Genomic DNA, 15,916 nt, shown 5'->3' with positions numbered 1-15,916 from the left:
TGACCCGACTGCGCGAAGGCATGCTCAGCGACGCCTGAACCACCACCCACAGAAAACGCGCCCGGCGGGAGCATCACCGCCGGGCGCGCAGGCGTTCACCGCCGGGCGCTCACAGAGGGGGGCGTCCCGTGACGGCGCCGCCGGGGTCGTCCGCCAGAGCGATGCGCGCGCTGACGCGCTTGCCGACCGGTTCGCGCCGTACCTCGTAGCTCTGGACGACGGCCAGCACGATCTCCAGGCCGTGCTGGCCCACGCGGTCCGCGTCCGCGGCCCGGGGGACCGGCAGCACCGGGTCGGAGTCCCACACCGAGATGTCGACCGTGTCGCCGGCGATGCCCAGGTCCAGCAGGGCCGGTCCGGGGGCGTACTTGCGGGCGTTGGTGACCAGCTCGCTGACCACCAGCTGCGTCAGGTCCATGGCGCGCCGGGAGACGGGCAGGCCGTACTCCGCCTGCACCCGGGTGAGGAAGTCGACGGCGAAGTGCCGGGCCCGGGCGATGGCGGCGCCGTCGTCACCCAGGGCCAGCGTGGCGCTGCACGGTCCGCTCGCCGGGCGTGGCGCCGTGCCCGTGCGCGTGCTGTCTTCCTTCGCGGTCACTCTCATCACCCCGTTCACCACCGCGCCCATACCCACGCGGCCGAAGGTGACGCCTCATGACGGGTGTCGTGTCGGTCACATCCGGCACCGCCCGGGGAAGGGGTCAGACGTCCGTGTACCGGGCGGCGTACTCCTCACTGGGCGGGACGACGGTGATGACGTCGATCAGCACACCGTCGGGGGCGGCGACGATGAAGTGGCGCTGGCCGAACTCCTCCGTGCGCAGGGGCAGCACCTCGGGCAGGCCGGCCTTCGTCACGAGCCGCCGGTGCTCGAGGTCCACGTCGTCCACCTCGAAGTTCAGCAGCAGGCCGCCGCTGAGCGCGGCCCGGTGCCCCTCGGGGACGGACGGGTGGGTGTGGTCGAGGAGAGCCAGTTCGTACTGCGGGGCGTCGGGGCGGCGCAGACTGACGTACCAGTCCGCCCGGAAGGTCACCTCGAACCCGAAGTGGCGGGTGTAGAAGTCGTGGGAGGCCGCCACGTCCCGGGTGGCCAGCACCGGGTAGAAACCGCCGAGCGTGGTCGTGGGCATGGTCGCGCGTCCGTCCGTCATGACAGGGATTTCCTCCGGCCTCATTTCACATACCCGGAGTATGTGAATCGTGGGGTTAGCATACCCGCGGTACGTGAAAGGGAAAGGGCGGTGCGCGGGATGGCGGTCGTCAGGGCGGCGCAGCGGGCGGCCACACGGCAGGCGCTGCTGGCCGAAGGGCGGCGACGGTTCGCCGCCGACGGGTACCACCAGGTGGTGCTGGCCGAGGTGGCGCGGGCGGCCGGGGTCACCAAGGGGGCCGCCTATCACCACTTCGACAGCAAGGCGGGGCTCTTCCGGGCCGTCGTCCGCGAGGTCCAGCAGGAGCTGGGCGAGCGGGTCGCGGCCGCAGCCGAGCGGCACGAGGACCTCTGGGAGCAGCTCCGGGCCGGCTGCCGGGCCTTCCTGGCCGCGGGGACCGACCCGGCGGTTCGGCGGATCCTGCTGGTCGACGCGCCGACCGTACTGGGCTGGGACGAGTGGAGGTCCCTCGACGAGGAGTCCTCGGCCCGGCACCTCGCCGAGGTCCTGTCGGCGCTCGTCGCGGCCGGGATCATCGCCGATCAGCCTGTGGAGCCCCTGGCCCGGCTGCTCTCGGGGGCGATGAACGAGGCCGCGCTCTGGATCGCGCGGGGCGGGGACTCCCGGGCCGGGGAGCAGGCGCTCGACCGGCTCCTGGCGGGGCTGCGCCTCCCGGCCCTGCCTTCCACACCGTCGCCCGGCGCCTGACCGGCCGTGCGGGGATCCCGCGCACGGCCGGCCGGGACGGTGACCGTTCCGGCCGCGCCGGTCCCGGAACGGGGATCGGCCCCGGTGTCCGGGACGACGGCCGGTCCCATGCCCGGCGGACCTCATCCCGTGCACGAGCCGTACCGGGGCGTGCACGGGGCGGCCCGGTCGGTCTTCGGTACCGGCGGCTCGGGAGCGGTCCCGTGGACGGAACGGCCCCGAGGACGAAGCGGGCAGGACCCCGGCCCTCGGGCCGGGGTCCTGCGGGTGCTGTCGGGTGCTGTCGGGTGCTGTCGGGAGGGGCGCGTCACTGGTGGCCGGCGAGTTCGCCGGTGAGCCGTCCGTGGAGGTCCGCACTCGGGGCGTTCAGGCCGGTGATCTCGACGGTCCTGCCGCGCTGCCTGTACTTGGTCTCGATGGCGTCGAGAGCGGCGACGGAGGAGGCGTCCCAGATGTGGGCGGCGGACAGGTCGATGACGACCCTCTCGGGGTCGCCGGCGTAGTCGAACCGGGTGACGAGGTCGTTGGAGGAGGCGAAGAACAGTTCGCCGGTGACGGAGTAGACCACCGTCCTGCCGTCGGGGTCGGTGACGGCGGTGACGTCGGCGAGGTGGGCGACGCGCCTGGCGAAGACGACCATGGCGGTGACCGTGCCGACGACGACACCGACGGCGAGGTTCTCGGTGGCGACCACGACGACGACGGTGACGACCATGACGGCGATCTCGCCGGCGGGCATCCGCCTGAGGGTCTTCGGGGCGATGGAGTGCCAGTCGAAGGTGGCGACGGAGACCATGACCATGACGGCGACCAGTGCGGCCATGGGGATGTCGGAGACGACCGGCCCGAAGACGATGCAGAGCACCATCAGGAACACGCCGGCGAGGAAGGTGGAGACGCGGGTGCGGGCTCCGGACACCTTCACGTTGATCATCGTCTGGCCGATCATGGCGCAGCCGCCCATGCCTCCGAAGAAACCGGTGACGATGTTGGCGATGCCCTGGCCGATGGACTCGCGGGTCTTGGAGGAGTGGGTGTCGGTGATGTCGTCGACCAGCTTGGCCGTCATCAGCGACTCCATCAGACCCACCAGCGCCATGGCGAGGGCGTAGGGGGCGATGGTGGTGAGGGTGTCCAGGGTGAAGGGGACGTCGGGCAGGCCGGGCACGGGCAGGGAGGAGGGCAGTTCGCCCTTGTCGCCGACGGTGGGCACCGCGATGCCCGCGGCGACGGTGACGACGGTGAGGATCACGATGGAGACCAGCGGCGCCGGGACCGCCTTGGTGACCTTCGGGAAGAACACCATCAGCGCGAGCCCGCCGATGATCAGCGGGTAGACCGCCCAGGGCACGTCGTGCATCTCCGGGACCTGCGCCATGAAGACCAGGACGGCGAGGGCGTTGACGAAACCGGTCATCACCGAGCGGGGCACGAACCGCATGAGCCTGGCCACGCCCACCGCGCCGAGCACGATCTGGAAGACGCCGGCCAGGATGACCGTCGCGATCAGATAGCCCAGGCCGTGTTCGCGGTTCATGGGGGCGATGACGAGGGCTACGGCGCCGGTGGCCGCCGAGATCATGGCGCGGCGTCCGCCGACGACGGAGATCGTGACGGCCATCGTGAACGCGGCGAACAGGCCGACGGCCGGGTCGACACCGGCGATGATCGAGAAGGAGATCGCCTCGGGGATGAGGGCGAGGCCGACGACGAGACCGGCCAGGATCTCGGTGCGCCAGACCTTGGGATCGTTCAGCCAGACGGGCTTGAGGCCGCGCAGCCGCGCGGCCGGGGACACTGCGGTGGAGGACAAGAGGATTGCGTACCTGTCGTGCTCGGGCACACCCCACGTCGGCGGGAGCCGGGGCGCGCGGGAAAAGAGCGGGAGACCGGGCCGGTGTCCCGTGGGCGGTCCGAAAGCAGCGGGCCGGGAGGTCGAAGGGGGCGAGCCGGGTACCAGGGCGCCGAGGGGCCGGGCGGCTCACATCCGGGGGCGAAGGGTCACGGCGGGCAGGCGGCGGCGATCGGCGTCATGGGCTCGCGCACGCGTCTCTCCTGCAGGAATCGGAAATCTTCGCCGGGAGCGCCATCGGCCCCGGAAACGGCAGCGGTGAGGCGGCCGGGCCGCCCTCACCGTCAACAACTCTACCCTAACGTTAGAGTAGGGATCGGCGGAGCCGCACAGGACGCGGCCCGCCACGAGCCAGAAGGGCCGGGACCACAGCGTGGACGACAAGCACATGCAGATCGGCGAGGTCGCCGCGCGGACGGAGCTGTCCCTGCGCACCATCCGTCATTACGAGGAGACGGGTCTGGTGATTCCCTCCGCCCGCTCCCAGGGCGGGTTCCGTCTGTACACCGAGGCCGACGTCGCCCGGCTCATGGTGATCCGGCGCATGAAGCCGCTCGGTTTCACCCTGGACCAGATGCGTGACCTGCTGGACGCCACCGACCGCCTCGACGACGGCGGCGACGACGGCACCGGGCTCGATGCGGACGAGCGCGAAGCGCTGCTGGACCGGGTGCGCGGATACGAGCGGGCCGCCGCCGAGCAGGTCGAGAAGCTGCGCGTGCAGCTGCACCGGGCCGAGGACTTCGCCGCCACCCTGCGCCGGCGCCTCCCGGAGGCGGCCGCCCCGGCCGAGCCGTGACGACGGCGTGTCCCCGCGCGGCAGCGGCCGGGAGGCTCCGCCGCCACGGTTGTTACCCTCCCCGGGTGAGGATTCCGGGAACCGAAGAGATCCGTGCGCTGCACCAGAAGTACGCGCCGACCGTCGAGGCCTTCGAGCTGGTCCACAGCCACTGCGAGATCGTCTGGGGCATCGCCGAGCAGCTGCTCCGCGCCCCGCGCCTCGCTCATCTCGACGCCGACCTGGTCCGCGCGGGCTGTCTCCTGCACGACATCGGCGTCTACCGCCTCTACGGGGACGACGGCCGGCTGGACCACGCCGATTACATCCGGCACGGGCTGCTCGGTCACGAGATCCTGGAGAACGAGGGCTACCCCGAGACGCTGCGCCGCTTCTGCTCCCATCACACCGGGATGGGGATCACGAAGGACGACGTCGTACGCCAGGGGCTGCCGCTGCCCGTCGCCGACTACCTGGCGGTGACGGACGAGGAGCGGTTGGTCATGTACGCGGACAAGTTCCACAGCAAGTCCCGGCCGGCGTCCTTCCTCACCCCCGGCGAATACGCCGCTCAGGTGCGCCGTTTCGGTGAGGACAAGGTCGTCGCCTTCCAGGCCATGCGCACGGAGTTCGGCGATCCCGAGCCGGCGATGCCGGTGCCGCACGGCGGGTGCGGCGAGCGGGTACGGGCCCGTCACCCGTAGGCGCAACGCCCGGCCGTCCCAGCGAGCGCGTTGCCGGCGGGCGGGAGACGGTGAAGACCATGAACCGTCATCGACGCCCGCCCCGGCGGACCCCGTGGATCGCGGGCGGCGCCGCCGTACTCGTCCTCGGCGGCGTCGGCGTGTGGGCGTTGATGCCGCAGGACGGGGAGACTCCGGGCCCGGCGCCGACCGCTTCGGCCGACCTCTCCCTGCCGACACCGGCACCGCTGCCGACCTTGGCGTCGTCGTCGGCATCGGCATCGGCGTCGACGCCGGCACCGTCGTCGGCCCCGGACTCGACGCCCGAGACGTCCAGCACGGCGCGTCCGCGGCCGAGCCGGGCCCCGGGCACCGGGCGGACGACGCCGTCCGGTTCCCTGCCGCCGGCGCGGCCCGGCGACCGGACGCCGGCCCCCCGTACCAGCGCCGCCGCGCCGGCCTCTCCGAGGGCCGAGGGAACGTCCGAGGGATCGGCCAGGACCTCCGCGGCGCCTTCGCGTACCGGAACGGCCCCGCGGCCGAGCCCCTCACGCCCTCGTACCCCCACCGCTCCCGCCGCTCCGGCCACCGGGACGACGCCCAGGGCCACCTCCACCCCCACGTCACCGCCCGCGGCGACCGGAACGGCCCCGCGGCCGAAGCCGCACCCCTCGCATCCGCGCACCGCCGCCCCCACCCCGACGACGGGACGGGGGGCGAAGTCCGCACCGCCCGGCTCCTCCACGCCTTCACCCCCGCCCTCGCGGGGCAGGGCGACTCCCCTGCCAAAACCGTCACCGTCCGGGCCGGCGGTCACACGCCCGCCGGCTCCGAAGCCCGCCCCCTCCCCCGCGCCGACCCCGAGCAGGAGCGGAGCGGTGACCACGACGTGGTACACCTCTCCGGCCGCGGTGGCCGCCGCCCGCCGGATGGCCGCCGGGGCGGTGGTGGGCGATCCCGCCTGCACGATGGCCTCCGCCGGACGACCTGATCCACGTCTGCTCCCGCGGAACGGCCGTATCGGCATCGGGCAGAGCGACGGCTACACCTGCCTCGTCTTCTGAGGGATCCGGGGCAGGAGCACATCGCCCGCCTGCTCGCAGCGGCGCGGCCGTACCGGCCCGTACGGCACAGCACCAGAAGAACCTGACGATCCGTCACCTGCACAGCTGCTTCGACCGGCGTACCAGGGGTACCCGCGTCCCACTGACACCTGGTTGGGGGAAGAGCAGTGGATGAATCGTCGCTCCGGGCAGTGGGCTGGGCACGGACACTGCCCCTGCAGAGCACTCCGAAGACGGCACGCGACTGGGCTCTCGGGCACCTGGAGACGCTCGACTGGACCGAGAGCGACCCGCAGACGGTGGACGCCGTGCTGATCACCGTCTCCGAACTGGTCACCAACGCCCATGTGCACGCCCATTCCCATGCGCAGTTGGCGATGTCCTGGGACGGCCGCTGCCTGCACATCGCGGTACGGGACCACTCCACGGAAATGCCGAAGCCCCAGCCGCCGAGCAGCCGGCGTCCCGGCGGGCGGGGCATGTTCCTCGTCGACGCGCTGGCCGACGACTGGGAGACCCGCCCCTGCAAGGACGGCAAGACGGTCGTCGCGTGCTTCCGTCCGCCCGCCGCGGCCGGGAACGCCCGCTGACTCCCCGTGGCGGGTGACGGACTGGGCACGGGGTTCGTCACCCGGCGAGAGGAGTTCCCGTGCCGCCGCGGTGTACCGGCGCCCGGCCGTACGCCGGTACACCGCGGCCGGAGCGCTCGCGCTCAGCCGACGGGCGGCATGTCCATGGGCGTGGAGTCGAGGCCGGTCCTGCGCTCGCGCCAGGCGCCCCGGGTGAAGTCCGGGATCTCCACCGGACGGCCGTCCCCGGCCAGCGACATGACGCTCAGGGGGACGGGTGAGCACCAGGCGGCCGAGTCGTAGACGTCGATGTCCGGCACCAGCCCGGCCCGCATCAACTGGACGGTGCGCCACTGCAGGACGTAGTCCATGCCGCCGTGGCCGCCGTTGTTCGCGGCGTCGTCGCCGACCTTCCGCCACAGCCAGTGGTCGTACTCCTTGCGGTAGGCCGCGAAGTCGCGCCAGCTGTGGCCGCTGTGGTCCGGCTCCACATAGATCCGGGCACCGGTCGGGGCGGGGCCCGCGTAGTCCTCGACGATCCCCCGGCTGCCGGCCAGGGAGTTGATCCTGCTGTACGGGCGGGGCGAGCTCACGTCGTGCTCCGCGCGGATCGTCCTGCCCTTCGCCGTCTCGATCATGCAGGTGACCAGGTCGCCGTTGATGTACGTCTCTTTCCAGGAGGGGTGGTCCCGGGGGACGAAGCGTGCCCGGTAGTCGGCCAGCCCCTTCGGGGCGGTCGCGGTGGCGCGCAGGGTGGTCATGCGGTCGCCGCGGTTCACGTCCATGGCCGCCGCGATCGGGGCGAGCCCGTGCATGGCGTAGAAGGAGGCGGTGCTGCGGGTGTGCCACAGCCGTCGCCAGGAGTCGGTGTAGTAGGTGTCGGAGAAGAGGAGTTCGCGCAGGTCGTGGAGGTAGCCGCCGTGGCCGTTGGTGAGGTCTCCGAACAGGCCGTCGTGCGCGGCCCTGAGCATGGCCAGTTCGTTGCGGCCGTAGTTGCAGTTCTCGGAGAGCCACAGGTGCCTGCGGGTGCGTTCCGAGGTGTCGACGAGGTCCCACAGCTGACGCAGCTCCGTCGCGATGGGCAGCTCCACCAGGGCATGCCTGCCGCTGAGCAGGGCCGCGCGGCCCTGCGCGTAGTGGAACTCCCAGGGCGTGGCGATGTAGACGAGGTCGATGTCGTCCCGCCCCAGCATCCGGGCGTAGGCGTCGGGGGAACCGCCGTACTCGGCGGGGCGCGGGTGTCCCTTGCTCTCCAGGCGGTCGGCGGCGCGCCGGGCGCGGTCGGCGCGGATGTCGCAGACGGCGGTCACGGTGCAGCCGGGTACGGCCGCCCAGCCCATGATCATGCCGCCGCCCCGGTTGCCCAGGCCGACGACGCCGACGCGGACGGTTCGGTGGACCTCGAAGGGGACCCCGATCATCGACTTCTGGCCGGGTCTGCGGCGTGGCGCCTGTCCGGCCGCCGACGCGGCCGGGGCGGACGCGGTCATCCCGACCGCGAGTGCGCCGGTGGCGGCGGCGCCGCCCAGAAGCAGTCGGCGTGAGACAGCGGGGGTTTCGGGCATGACGGCATCACTCCTCGTGGGGCGGACGGCATCACGGACGGGGCTGTCGGACACTTTCGGGGCACGACTCTGCGGCGTCGACGGTGACATGTCAATAAGTGCTCGATGCGCGGCGGTTCCGAGCATCTCCGCGCACCGCGGCACCGCCCCCCTACCGTCCCGCACCGCTCCGCGCGTCGAGAGTGTGACGGGGTCTCCGTTCACGGGGTCTCCGTTCACGGGGTCCCCGTTCGTCAAGCCGCCCGGCGGACCGCCCACGCCGGTCCGTGTATCGCACACAGTGCCGGGTAGGCGCCCGACCGGATCAGATGATTCCGCTTGGGGATCTGCCGTCGAACGAAGCTGGAGAAACAATCGTGAACAGGCTGATGCGGCACCTCGCCACCACGGGTCTCACGACCGTCGCCGTAGGAGGCGCACTCCTGGCCGGCGGGGGTTCCGCGTCGGCGGCCGTCCCGCAGCACGGCGGTCCCCCGGCCCGTCCGGCCGCCACGCCCGCCGGTCACCACCCCGCGCCGAGGCCCGCCCCGCGCCACCGGGCCGACCCGTGGGTCATGGACCAGCTGCGCCGGTTCGATCCCGCGGCGGCCCGGCGGCTCGCCGTGTACGACCCGTGGGTCAAGGACCAGTTGACGCAGTTCGCCGGCCGGGCCGGCTGAGCGTCCGCTCCGGCCGAGCCGGCACCACGGGCCCGCTTGACCTTGACACGGTGACAAGGCCTTCACTGCTCGTCGAGGAGGTGGTCACGATGACGACCACGGATGCGGGCACGGGCACGGAGACGGACACGACGCGGGCGCTGCGGGGACTGGCGGACGGCCGTCCGTCCGTGCGGCTGCGGGCCGCTCTCGCGATCGGTACGGCACCCGACCCCCGCTGCGTCGACGCACTCGTCGAACGGTGCGCGACCGAGCCCGAGTTCTTCGTACGCGACATGCTGACCTGGGCTCTCACCCGCCACCCGGTGTCCGTGACACTCCCCCGGCTGCTCGGCGAGGTCCGCTCGGAGCGTGCGCAGGCCCGCAGCCAGGCGCTGCACACCCTGTCCAAGCTCGGTGACCGGCGGGCGTGGCCGGCGATCACACCGGCGCTGCTGCGCGACCCCGACGACGAGGTGGCGCGCAGCGCCTGGCGGACGGCGGTCGTGCTCGTACCGGAGGGCGAGGAGTCCGCGCTCGCCACGGTGCTGGTGACGCAGCTCGGGCGCGGCGGGCACGAGACGCGGCTGAGCCTCAGCCGGGCACTGGTCGCGCTGGGCGGGGCGGCGACGCCGGCACTGCTCGCCGCGGCGGCCGCCCCCGACCCGGACGTGCGCGCGCACGCGCTCGCCACGGAGCGGCTGCTGCGCGACCCGGACATCGGATTCGCATCCGCGATCGAGGAGGCGAAGCGTACCGTGGCCCTCGGCGGGTACGGCCAGGGGGCGATGGGACGTGTTGATCGGTGAGGTGGCGCGACGGTCCGGGGTCAGTGCCCGCATGCTGCGGCATTACGAGTCGCTGGGGCTGATGCGTCCTTCGGGCCGCACCGGCTCCGGCTACCGGGAGTACTCCGGGCGGGACATCGAGCGGATCTTCCGGATCGAGGCCCTGCGGTCGCTGGGACTGTCGCTCCGTGAGATCGGGCGCGTGCTCGACGAGCCCGGCTCCACACCTTCGGCGCTCGTCGACGATCTCATCCGCCGGACTCGCGAACGCATCGCCGCCGAGACCGAGTTGCTCACCCGGCTGGACCGGATCCGTGCCGCGGACCCCGTCGGCTGGGAGGACGTCCTCGAGGTGGTCGCGCTCCTGCAGGCGCTGGGGTCGCCGAGCGCCGGCACACGGCAGCGGGCGGCCCTGGCCGCGGTCGGCAAGAACACGGTGCCGGTGGAGGTCCTGGTCGAGGCGGCGCTGAACGAGTCGGAGCCGAACGTCGCCGGTGCCCTGCGATGGGCGCTGGCGCGCTCGGGCGACGGCGGTCCGGCGCTGCTGGCGCGGGCCCTGGGCTCGCCGGAGGCCGCGGTGCGGGCGCGTGCCGCCCGGGCCCTGGCCGAGATGTCCGGGGACGAGGCCACCGCGCGTCTGCGGGACGCGCTCGGCAGCCCGGACGCCGCGGTCCGCCGGTGCGCGGCGCCGGCGCTCGGTGCGCGCGGCGTGGCCGAGGCGGTTCCGACGCTCGTCGACATGATCGTGGAGGGGCGGAACGACACCGACGCGGCCGATGCGCTGAGTGTGCTGGCGGGCGATCCCGCCACGGCGGACCGGATCGCGGACGGACTCGTCGGGCGTCTCGCCCACGGCACGGCCCGGGCGCCGGCCCGCGGACGGCTGACCCAGGCGCTGGGGGACATTCCGGGGAGACGGGCGACGGAGGCGCTCGTGGAGTTGTCGCACGACGCCGACCGTGCCGTCGCACTGACCGCGACGTACCTGCTGCGGCTGCGCGACGCACGGTGACGTGTCCGGCCCGCGGTCCCGGTCAGTCCGCGTGTACGAGGATCAGGCACAGTGCCGCGAACGGCAGGACGGACGAACCGAGCAGCGTCAGCGCCGCCGGCACCGCCGCCGTCAGACGTGCCCTGCCGCGCCGCCGGCCCGAACGGAACACCAGACGGGCCGGTACGAACGGCGCGGCGACGAGGGCGAGCAGGACCGCGGGCACCACGAACCGGCTGACCGCGGTACCGCCGGGTTCGGTGATCAGGCCCCATGCCGTCGTACCGAGGACGACCGTCACAGCGGCCAGCAGGACGAGCGCGAGCGCCGACGCGAGGGCGAGGGTCATTCCCTCGGTCAGCCTCTCGGCCCGCGTGCGCTCCGGGCGTACGTCCGCCGCCGTGCTCTCCCCCATGCCCGCTCCTCCGGTGTCCTCGGAGCCCCCCGGCTCCCGGAGTCGATCATCGCACGGGCCTGTGCGCCGCCGTCAGACGCCTGCGCGGGCCGGTTCGGCCGGCTCCTCCACCCCGGCCGGTACGTCCCCTGCCGCGGGCCGGCGCGACAGGCGGCGGGCCAGCGGCTCGGTATAGCGGGCGGTGAGCGGTCCGGCGACGACGAGGATGAGGACGTAGGCGGTGGCCAGCGGTCCGATGCGGGGTTCGGTGCCGACGGCGAGGCCGGCGATGACGATGGAGAACTCCCCGCGGGCGACGAGGGTGCCGCCGGTCCGCCAGCGCCCCGCTCCCCTGATGCCCGCGCGGTGTGCGGCGTACCAGCCGGTGGCGATCTTCGTGAGCGCGGTGGCGGCGGCGAGCAGCAGGGCGGGGAGCAGGACGGGCGGGATGTCGGCCGGGTCGGTGGACAGGCCGAAGAAGACGAAGAAGACGGCGGCGAACAGGTCGCGCAGCGGCATGAGGAGGGTGCGGGCGCCCTCGGCCACCTCGTCGGACAGGGCGATGCCGACGAGGAACGCGCCGACGGCGGCGGAGACCTGGAGTTGCTGGGCGATTCCGGCGACGAGGAGTGTGAGCCCGAGGACGACCAGCAGGAACATCTCGGCGTTGTCGGAGGAGACCGCCCGGCTGATGATCCGTCCGTGGCGGAGCGCGACGTAGAGGACGGCGCCGACGGTGCCCAGGGAGATCAGCAGGGTGAGCGCGCCGCCGGCGAGGCCGACGCCGGCCAGCAGGGCGGTGAGGATGGGCAGGTAGACGGCCATGGCGAGGTCCTCGATGACGAGGACGCCGAGGATGACGGGGGTCTCCCGGTTGCCGAGTCTGCGCAGGTCGCCGAGGACCTTGGCGATGACGCCCGACGACGAGATCCAGGTGACGCCGGCCAGTGCCACGGCGGCGACCGGCCCCCAGCCGAGGATCAGGGCGGCGACGGCTCCGGGCACCGCGTTGAGCACGAAGTCCACGGCCCCCGAGGGGTACTGGGTCTTGAGGTTGGTGACGAGTTCGGACGCGCTGTACTCGAGGCCGAGCATGAGCAGCAGGAGGATGACGCCGATCTCGGCGCCGGTGGCGACGAATTCCTCGCTGGCCTGGAGGGGCAGGACGCCGCCGTGGCCGAAGGCGAGTCCGGCGACGAGGTAGAGCGGGACGGGCGAGAAGCCCACCCGTCCGGCGAGGCGGCCCAGCAGGCCGAGGGCGAGGATGATGGCGCCGAGTTCGATGAGCAGGGCGGTGGTGTGGTGCACGGGCGTCGGGCCTCCGGTTCGGTCGGCGACGGGCGTCAGTGCCTTCGTGTGACGGTGGATCACCGCCCCTGCGGGCAGGGCCGCGGGGGCGGGTGTCGTGGGAACGGGTGCCGTGGCGGCGGGTGTCGTGGGGAGGTGCGGGGCCGGGGCGTGTCCGGTCTCATGACGTACCGCGAGAGGTCCCGCCGTCGGTGCCGGTGCGGGCGGGTGGGTGGGTGCGGGTCACGGGTCCTGAGCCGGGCGTCGGGCCGCCGGGTCAGGCGCCGGGAGCGGCCCCGCCCGGATCGGGCACGCTGTCGCGGGCCGTGTTGTCGATGCGTACGGCCCTGGCGGTCGTGACGGGCAGCCCGCCCGGCGTACCGGCGGCGGAGAGGTCGACGGTCCGCGCGGGTCGGTGCATGATCGCTTTCCCCCCGTCGTCTCGCGTACGTGCCGGCCAGGGCCGTGACCGCTCGGCGGACAGCACGGTGTCCGCCGAAGCAGTGAGGCTTGCTAACGAAGTTTACCGTACGGCGAATCGCATATATCTACGTGATTCGCCCCGCAGGCCGCGGGCATGACTCGGGACGGCCGTCGCGGAGGGGAATGCCGCGCAGGAACCCGGCCCGGCGCGCGGTGTCATTTCCGGACCGCGGCCGTCTCGACGCGGCCGGGACCGGTGCCGTCGACGCGTCCGGCGGGCCGGGGAGCACGGTGGAAGAGACTCATGAGCGCGCCGACCGCCAGGGTGACCAGGACCCCGATCGGCACCAGCCACTGCGCGGCGATGCCCGTCGGCACGGTGGCGCCCCCGACGGTGACGTCGAACTTCACGCCGCGCACGAGGTACGTCATCACGGCGACGGTCACGAGGAACGCGACCACCGAGTCGGTCTCGTCGGCCCGCCGTACGAGACGGCCCAGCAGGAAGGCGCCGAGCAGCGCGCCGTAGGTGTAGCCCGCGATGGTGAGGCCGGTGAGGTAGACGTTGCCGGTGCCGGTGCTGAAGGCGCAGGCGAAGAGGGCCATCAGCAGCGCCCACACGAGGGTCATCACGCGGGCGAGCCTGAGCAGGAACTCCTCGGACGGTGTGCTGCGGAAGAAACTGTGGATGATGTCGGCGACCGTCGAGTTGGACATGGAGTTCAGCGCCGAGGACAGGGAGCCCATCGCGGCACCGAGGATGCCGGCCACGAGCAGTCCGGAGACCACCACGGGCAGCCCGTGCAGGATGAACTCCGGGTAGAGGTTGTCGGCGCTGCCCAGGCCCAGCTCCTCGAAGCTGCGGCCCTTGTTGTAGGACCACAGCAGCGCTCCGACGAGGGAGAACGCGGCGAACTGGGCCGTGACGAAGACCCCCGAGGCGATCATGGCCTTCTGTCCGTCCCGCAGGGTGCGCGTGGACAGGACGCGCTGCACCATCAGCTGGTCGGAGCCGTGGCTGGCCATGGCGAAGACGGCACCGCCGATGATGGCGGTGGGCAGGGCGAAGGGGCTGGTGAGGATGTGCACCAGGCCGAAGTCGGTGTCGAACAGCCGGAACCTGCCCGCGTGCAGGGCCTGCGCGTAACCGTCGGCGCCGACATGGGCGGACAGGACGCCGATGGCGAGGAGGGCGCCGCCCACGTACAGGACCATCTGGATCGCGTCGGTCCAGATGACCGCCTTGATGCCGCCGAGGTAGGTGTACAGGACGGTGACCGCGGTGACGACGACGATGATGACGCGGTAGCTCGTGTGCACGCCGAACTCGTCGAGCAGCAGCTTGATCGGGATGGCGGAGGCGAACAGCCGTACGCCCTCGGCGAGGAGGCGGGTGAAGACGAAGGTGACCGAGGCCAGTCCCTGCAGCTTCTGCCCGAACCGGTCGCCCAGGTACTGGTAGGCGCTGACGAATCCGCCGCGCTTGTACAGGGGGATCAGCACGACGGCCACGACGACGCGTCCGACGACATAGCCGAGGGCGAGTTCGACGTTGCCGAAGCCCTGTCCGCTGTACGCGCCGCCGGGCACGCTGATGACGGTGAGCACGCTGGTCTCGGTGGCCACCACGGAGAAGGCCACGGTCCACCACGGCATGTGGCCCTCGCCGACGAAGTAGTCCTTGGAGGATCTCTGCCGGCCGGCCAGCCGCAGGCCGATCCAGGCGATCGCCACGAGGTAGACGACGACCACCACGAGGTCGAGTTGGCGCACGCTCACTCCTAAGCGGCGGCCGGCGGCACCGCCGGCCGGGTGAGGACGGTGGGGCGGGCTCCGAACGCCCGGCACGGTCGCCGTGGGACACCTGGACGGGTCCGTCGCCGTCCCGCGGCGCGGCCCGGCGGCCGGTCCTGCCCGGGCCCGCCTCCACTGCTGATGTCATGCGGCACGCCTTCGTGTCCAGGGCCGTCACGCCGGTCGCTCACCGCTCGGCCCGGGGGCGGTACCGTGCGGATCGCCGTCCAGCGAGTATCGCCCCGCCCCGGGAGTCACGCCTCCCGCACGCCGTCCCACCGGGGGCCCGCCCGGGGTCCCGCCGGCGCCGGGCGGGTCAGCGGGACAGGTCCAGGTCGGTGTACAGCAGGTGGTGGTCCGAGTGCGGGGTGGGGACGACGCGGTGGCCGAGCGGGGTGACGCCCCGCAGGAAGACGTAGTCGAACTTGCTGTGCCAGTCGGTCGTCGGCTTGCAGCCGGCGGCGGACGGGGGGCGGCAACCGGCGTCCGTCTCCTCGGCCAGTGCCTGTATGCGGGCGAGTTCGGGGGCGTCGGGCACGGCGTTGAAGTCGCCGAGCACGACGGCGCGTTCGTGCCGGGCGAGCTCCGTGGCGAGCACGGCGGCCTGGCCCGCGCGGACCGACTCCTGGCGCCGCTGGGCGAAGTGGGTGTTGAAGACCCGGACGGGCCGGCCGTCCACCGTGGTGGTGACCGCCATGTATCCGCGGTCCTCGGACCCTCCGTCGGGGTATTCCACGGCGACGCGGTCCGTCATCGGCGCCGCCGAGAGGATGGCCTGGCCGAAACCTCCCGGGCTCCACGGCGTGCCTCCGCAGCGGCTGCGCTTGTGGAGGACCGAGCCGTACTCGACGTGGTAGGTCAGGCCGTAGAAGCCCCGCAGGTAGTTCCGGATCCTTTCGACGTCGCGCACGCACGCCTCCTGCAGGCCGACGACCTGGGGCGCGTACGTGGCGATCTGCGCCGCCCTGTCGATGTCGCTCGTGCCGCACGGGTTACAGATGTTCCACGTCATGACCCGGCCGGGTACGACGTCCTCGGCGGCGTCGGCGGGCAGGGGCCGGGCGGCGAGGTCGCCCCGCGGCGCTCCGGGACCGACCAGCAGCATGCAGGCCACGGTCACCGCGCCCGCGAACAACCACCTGTTCCTTCCGAGCACCACGGCCTCCTGTGTGTCGAGTCTTCCGGCATCCGGCGTCGCCTCGCACGAGGGTAGGGGACGTGTCTGTCGGGG

The 15,916-nt window shown here is 72.8% G+C and carries 18 protein-coding genes; 8 read left to right on the top strand and 10 right to left on the bottom strand.

Features of this window, described 5'->3' with window-relative positions; genetic code table 11:
- Positions 1-109: 109 nt before the first annotated feature.
- Both ACFYOJ_RS29700 and ACFYOJ_RS29695 read right to left on the bottom strand, forming a co-directional pair.
- On the bottom strand, positions 110-604 hold the full coding sequence (locus ACFYOJ_RS29700) for an ATP-binding protein (protein WP_356556132.1): 495 nt from the start codon (positions 602-604) through the stop codon (positions 110-112).
- 97 nt (positions 605-701) lie between these two features.
- Positions 702-1,130 carry a VOC family protein gene (locus tag ACFYOJ_RS29695; protein ID WP_356556339.1) on the bottom strand — a complete coding sequence of 143 codons (429 nt, stop codon included), beginning with the start codon at positions 1,128-1,130 and terminating at the stop codon, positions 702-704.
- 120 nt (positions 1,131-1,250) lie between these two features.
- Here ACFYOJ_RS29695 and ACFYOJ_RS29690 point away from each other — a divergent pair, with 120 nt between their 5' ends.
- Positions 1,251-1,859: a TetR/AcrR family transcriptional regulator gene (locus ACFYOJ_RS29690; protein ID WP_356556340.1), complete on the top strand. Its 609-nt coding sequence runs from the start codon at positions 1,251-1,253 to the stop codon at positions 1,857-1,859.
- Positions 1,860-2,166: 307 nt separating this feature from the next.
- On the opposite strand, the gene ACFYOJ_RS29685 is transcribed toward ACFYOJ_RS29690, so the two are convergent.
- Positions 2,167-3,672, bottom strand: a complete 1,506-nt coding sequence (locus tag ACFYOJ_RS29685; protein WP_356556133.1) for a SulP family inorganic anion transporter — start codon at positions 3,670-3,672, stop codon at positions 2,167-2,169.
- Positions 3,673-4,084: 412 nt separating this feature from the next.
- Here ACFYOJ_RS29685 and ACFYOJ_RS29680 point away from each other — a divergent pair, with 412 nt between their 5' ends.
- Together ACFYOJ_RS29680 and ACFYOJ_RS29675 are read left to right on the top strand one after the other, a co-directional pair.
- Positions 4,085-4,510 carry a MerR family transcriptional regulator gene (locus ACFYOJ_RS29680; protein ID WP_356556135.1) on the top strand — a complete coding sequence of 142 codons (426 nt, stop codon included), beginning with the start codon at positions 4,085-4,087 and terminating at the stop codon, positions 4,508-4,510.
- A gap of 65 nt (positions 4,511-4,575) precedes the next feature.
- Entirely contained in the window at positions 4,576-5,193 is a 618-nt protein-coding gene (locus ACFYOJ_RS29675; RefSeq protein WP_356556136.1) for an HD domain-containing protein, read from the top strand.
- Positions 5,194-5,260: 67 nt separating this feature from the next.
- Here ACFYOJ_RS29675 and ACFYOJ_RS29670 read toward each other — a convergent pair whose 3' ends face one another.
- Positions 5,261-6,058 carry a hypothetical protein gene (locus ACFYOJ_RS29670; protein WP_356556138.1) on the bottom strand — a complete coding sequence of 266 codons (798 nt, stop codon included), beginning with the start codon at positions 6,056-6,058 and terminating at the stop codon, positions 5,261-5,263.
- On the opposite strand from ACFYOJ_RS29670, the gene ACFYOJ_RS29665 reads away from it, so the two are divergent.
- Together ACFYOJ_RS29665 and ACFYOJ_RS29660 are read left to right on the top strand one after the other, a co-directional pair.
- Positions 6,051-6,236 carry a hypothetical protein gene (locus tag ACFYOJ_RS29665; protein WP_356556140.1) on the top strand — a complete coding sequence of 62 codons (186 nt, stop codon included), beginning with the start codon at positions 6,051-6,053 and terminating at the stop codon, positions 6,234-6,236. The two genes, ACFYOJ_RS29670 and ACFYOJ_RS29665, sit on opposite strands and share 8 nt — an antisense overlap.
- A 167-nt stretch (positions 6,237-6,403) precedes the next feature.
- Complete coding sequence (locus tag ACFYOJ_RS29660) at positions 6,404-6,826, top strand: ATP-binding protein (RefSeq protein WP_356556141.1); 423 nt, start codon at positions 6,404-6,406, stop codon at positions 6,824-6,826.
- A gap of 122 nt (positions 6,827-6,948) precedes the next feature.
- On the opposite strand, the gene ACFYOJ_RS29655 is transcribed toward ACFYOJ_RS29660, so the two are convergent.
- The gene (locus ACFYOJ_RS29655) at positions 6,949-8,370 is read right to left on the bottom strand and encodes a Gfo/Idh/MocA family oxidoreductase (RefSeq protein ID WP_356556143.1); all 1,422 of its coding nucleotides are present in this window, start codon (positions 8,368-8,370) and stop codon (positions 6,949-6,951) included.
- Between the two features lie 356 nt (positions 8,371-8,726).
- Between ACFYOJ_RS29655 and ACFYOJ_RS29650 the strand changes: the two genes are divergently transcribed.
- The 3 genes from ACFYOJ_RS29650 (at position 8,727) to ACFYOJ_RS29640 (ending at position 10,808) form a co-directional block, all read left to right on the top strand.
- Positions 8,727-9,029: a hypothetical protein gene (locus tag ACFYOJ_RS29650; protein ID WP_356556145.1), complete on the top strand. Its 303-nt coding sequence runs from the start codon at positions 8,727-8,729 to the stop codon at positions 9,027-9,029.
- An 89-nt stretch (positions 9,030-9,118) separates the two neighbouring features.
- Positions 9,119-9,817 carry a HEAT repeat domain-containing protein gene (locus ACFYOJ_RS29645; protein ID WP_356556147.1) on the top strand — a complete coding sequence of 233 codons (699 nt, stop codon included), beginning with the start codon at positions 9,119-9,121 and terminating at the stop codon, positions 9,815-9,817.
- Positions 9,804-10,808 carry a HEAT repeat domain-containing protein gene (locus ACFYOJ_RS29640; protein ID WP_356556149.1) on the top strand — a complete coding sequence of 335 codons (1,005 nt, stop codon included), beginning with the start codon at positions 9,804-9,806 and terminating at the stop codon, positions 10,806-10,808. Before ACFYOJ_RS29645 ends, ACFYOJ_RS29640 begins: the two co-directional genes overlap by 14 nt.
- Before the next feature lie 22 nt (positions 10,809-10,830).
- On the opposite strand, the gene ACFYOJ_RS29635 is transcribed toward ACFYOJ_RS29640, so the two are convergent.
- The 5 genes from ACFYOJ_RS29635 to ACFYOJ_RS29615 all read right to left on the bottom strand — a co-directional run bounded on the left by ACFYOJ_RS29635 (position 10,831) and on the right by ACFYOJ_RS29615 (position 15,844).
- On the bottom strand, positions 10,831-11,202 hold the full coding sequence (locus ACFYOJ_RS29635; RefSeq protein WP_356556151.1) for a hypothetical protein: 372 nt from the start codon (positions 11,200-11,202) through the stop codon (positions 10,831-10,833).
- A 72-nt stretch (positions 11,203-11,274) separates the two neighbouring features.
- The gene (locus tag ACFYOJ_RS29630) at positions 11,275-12,489 is read right to left on the bottom strand and encodes a cation:proton antiporter (RefSeq protein ID WP_356556153.1); all 1,215 of its coding nucleotides are present in this window, start codon (positions 12,487-12,489) and stop codon (positions 11,275-11,277) included.
- A gap of 256 nt (positions 12,490-12,745) precedes the next feature.
- Positions 12,746-12,889 (bottom strand): hypothetical protein, encoded by a 144-nt coding sequence (locus ACFYOJ_RS29625; RefSeq protein ID WP_356556155.1) that lies wholly within the window; start codon positions 12,887-12,889, stop codon positions 12,746-12,748.
- Between the two features lie 218 nt (positions 12,890-13,107).
- Positions 13,108-14,664: a sodium:solute symporter gene (locus tag ACFYOJ_RS29620; RefSeq protein ID WP_356556157.1), complete on the bottom strand. Its 1,557-nt coding sequence runs from the start codon at positions 14,662-14,664 to the stop codon at positions 13,108-13,110.
- Between the two features lie 337 nt (positions 14,665-15,001).
- Entirely contained in the window at positions 15,002-15,844 is an 843-nt protein-coding gene (locus ACFYOJ_RS29615) for an endonuclease/exonuclease/phosphatase family protein (RefSeq protein WP_356556159.1), read from the bottom strand.
- Between the last annotated feature and the right edge of the window lie 72 nt (positions 15,845-15,916).

This window comes from Streptomyces sp. NPDC006384 (genome assembly GCF_042870695.1).
In the GTDB taxonomy this organism is placed as follows: Bacteria; Actinomycetota; Actinomycetes; order Streptomycetales; family Streptomycetaceae; genus Streptomyces.
This window is presented reverse-complemented; position numbering and strand designations above follow the sequence as displayed.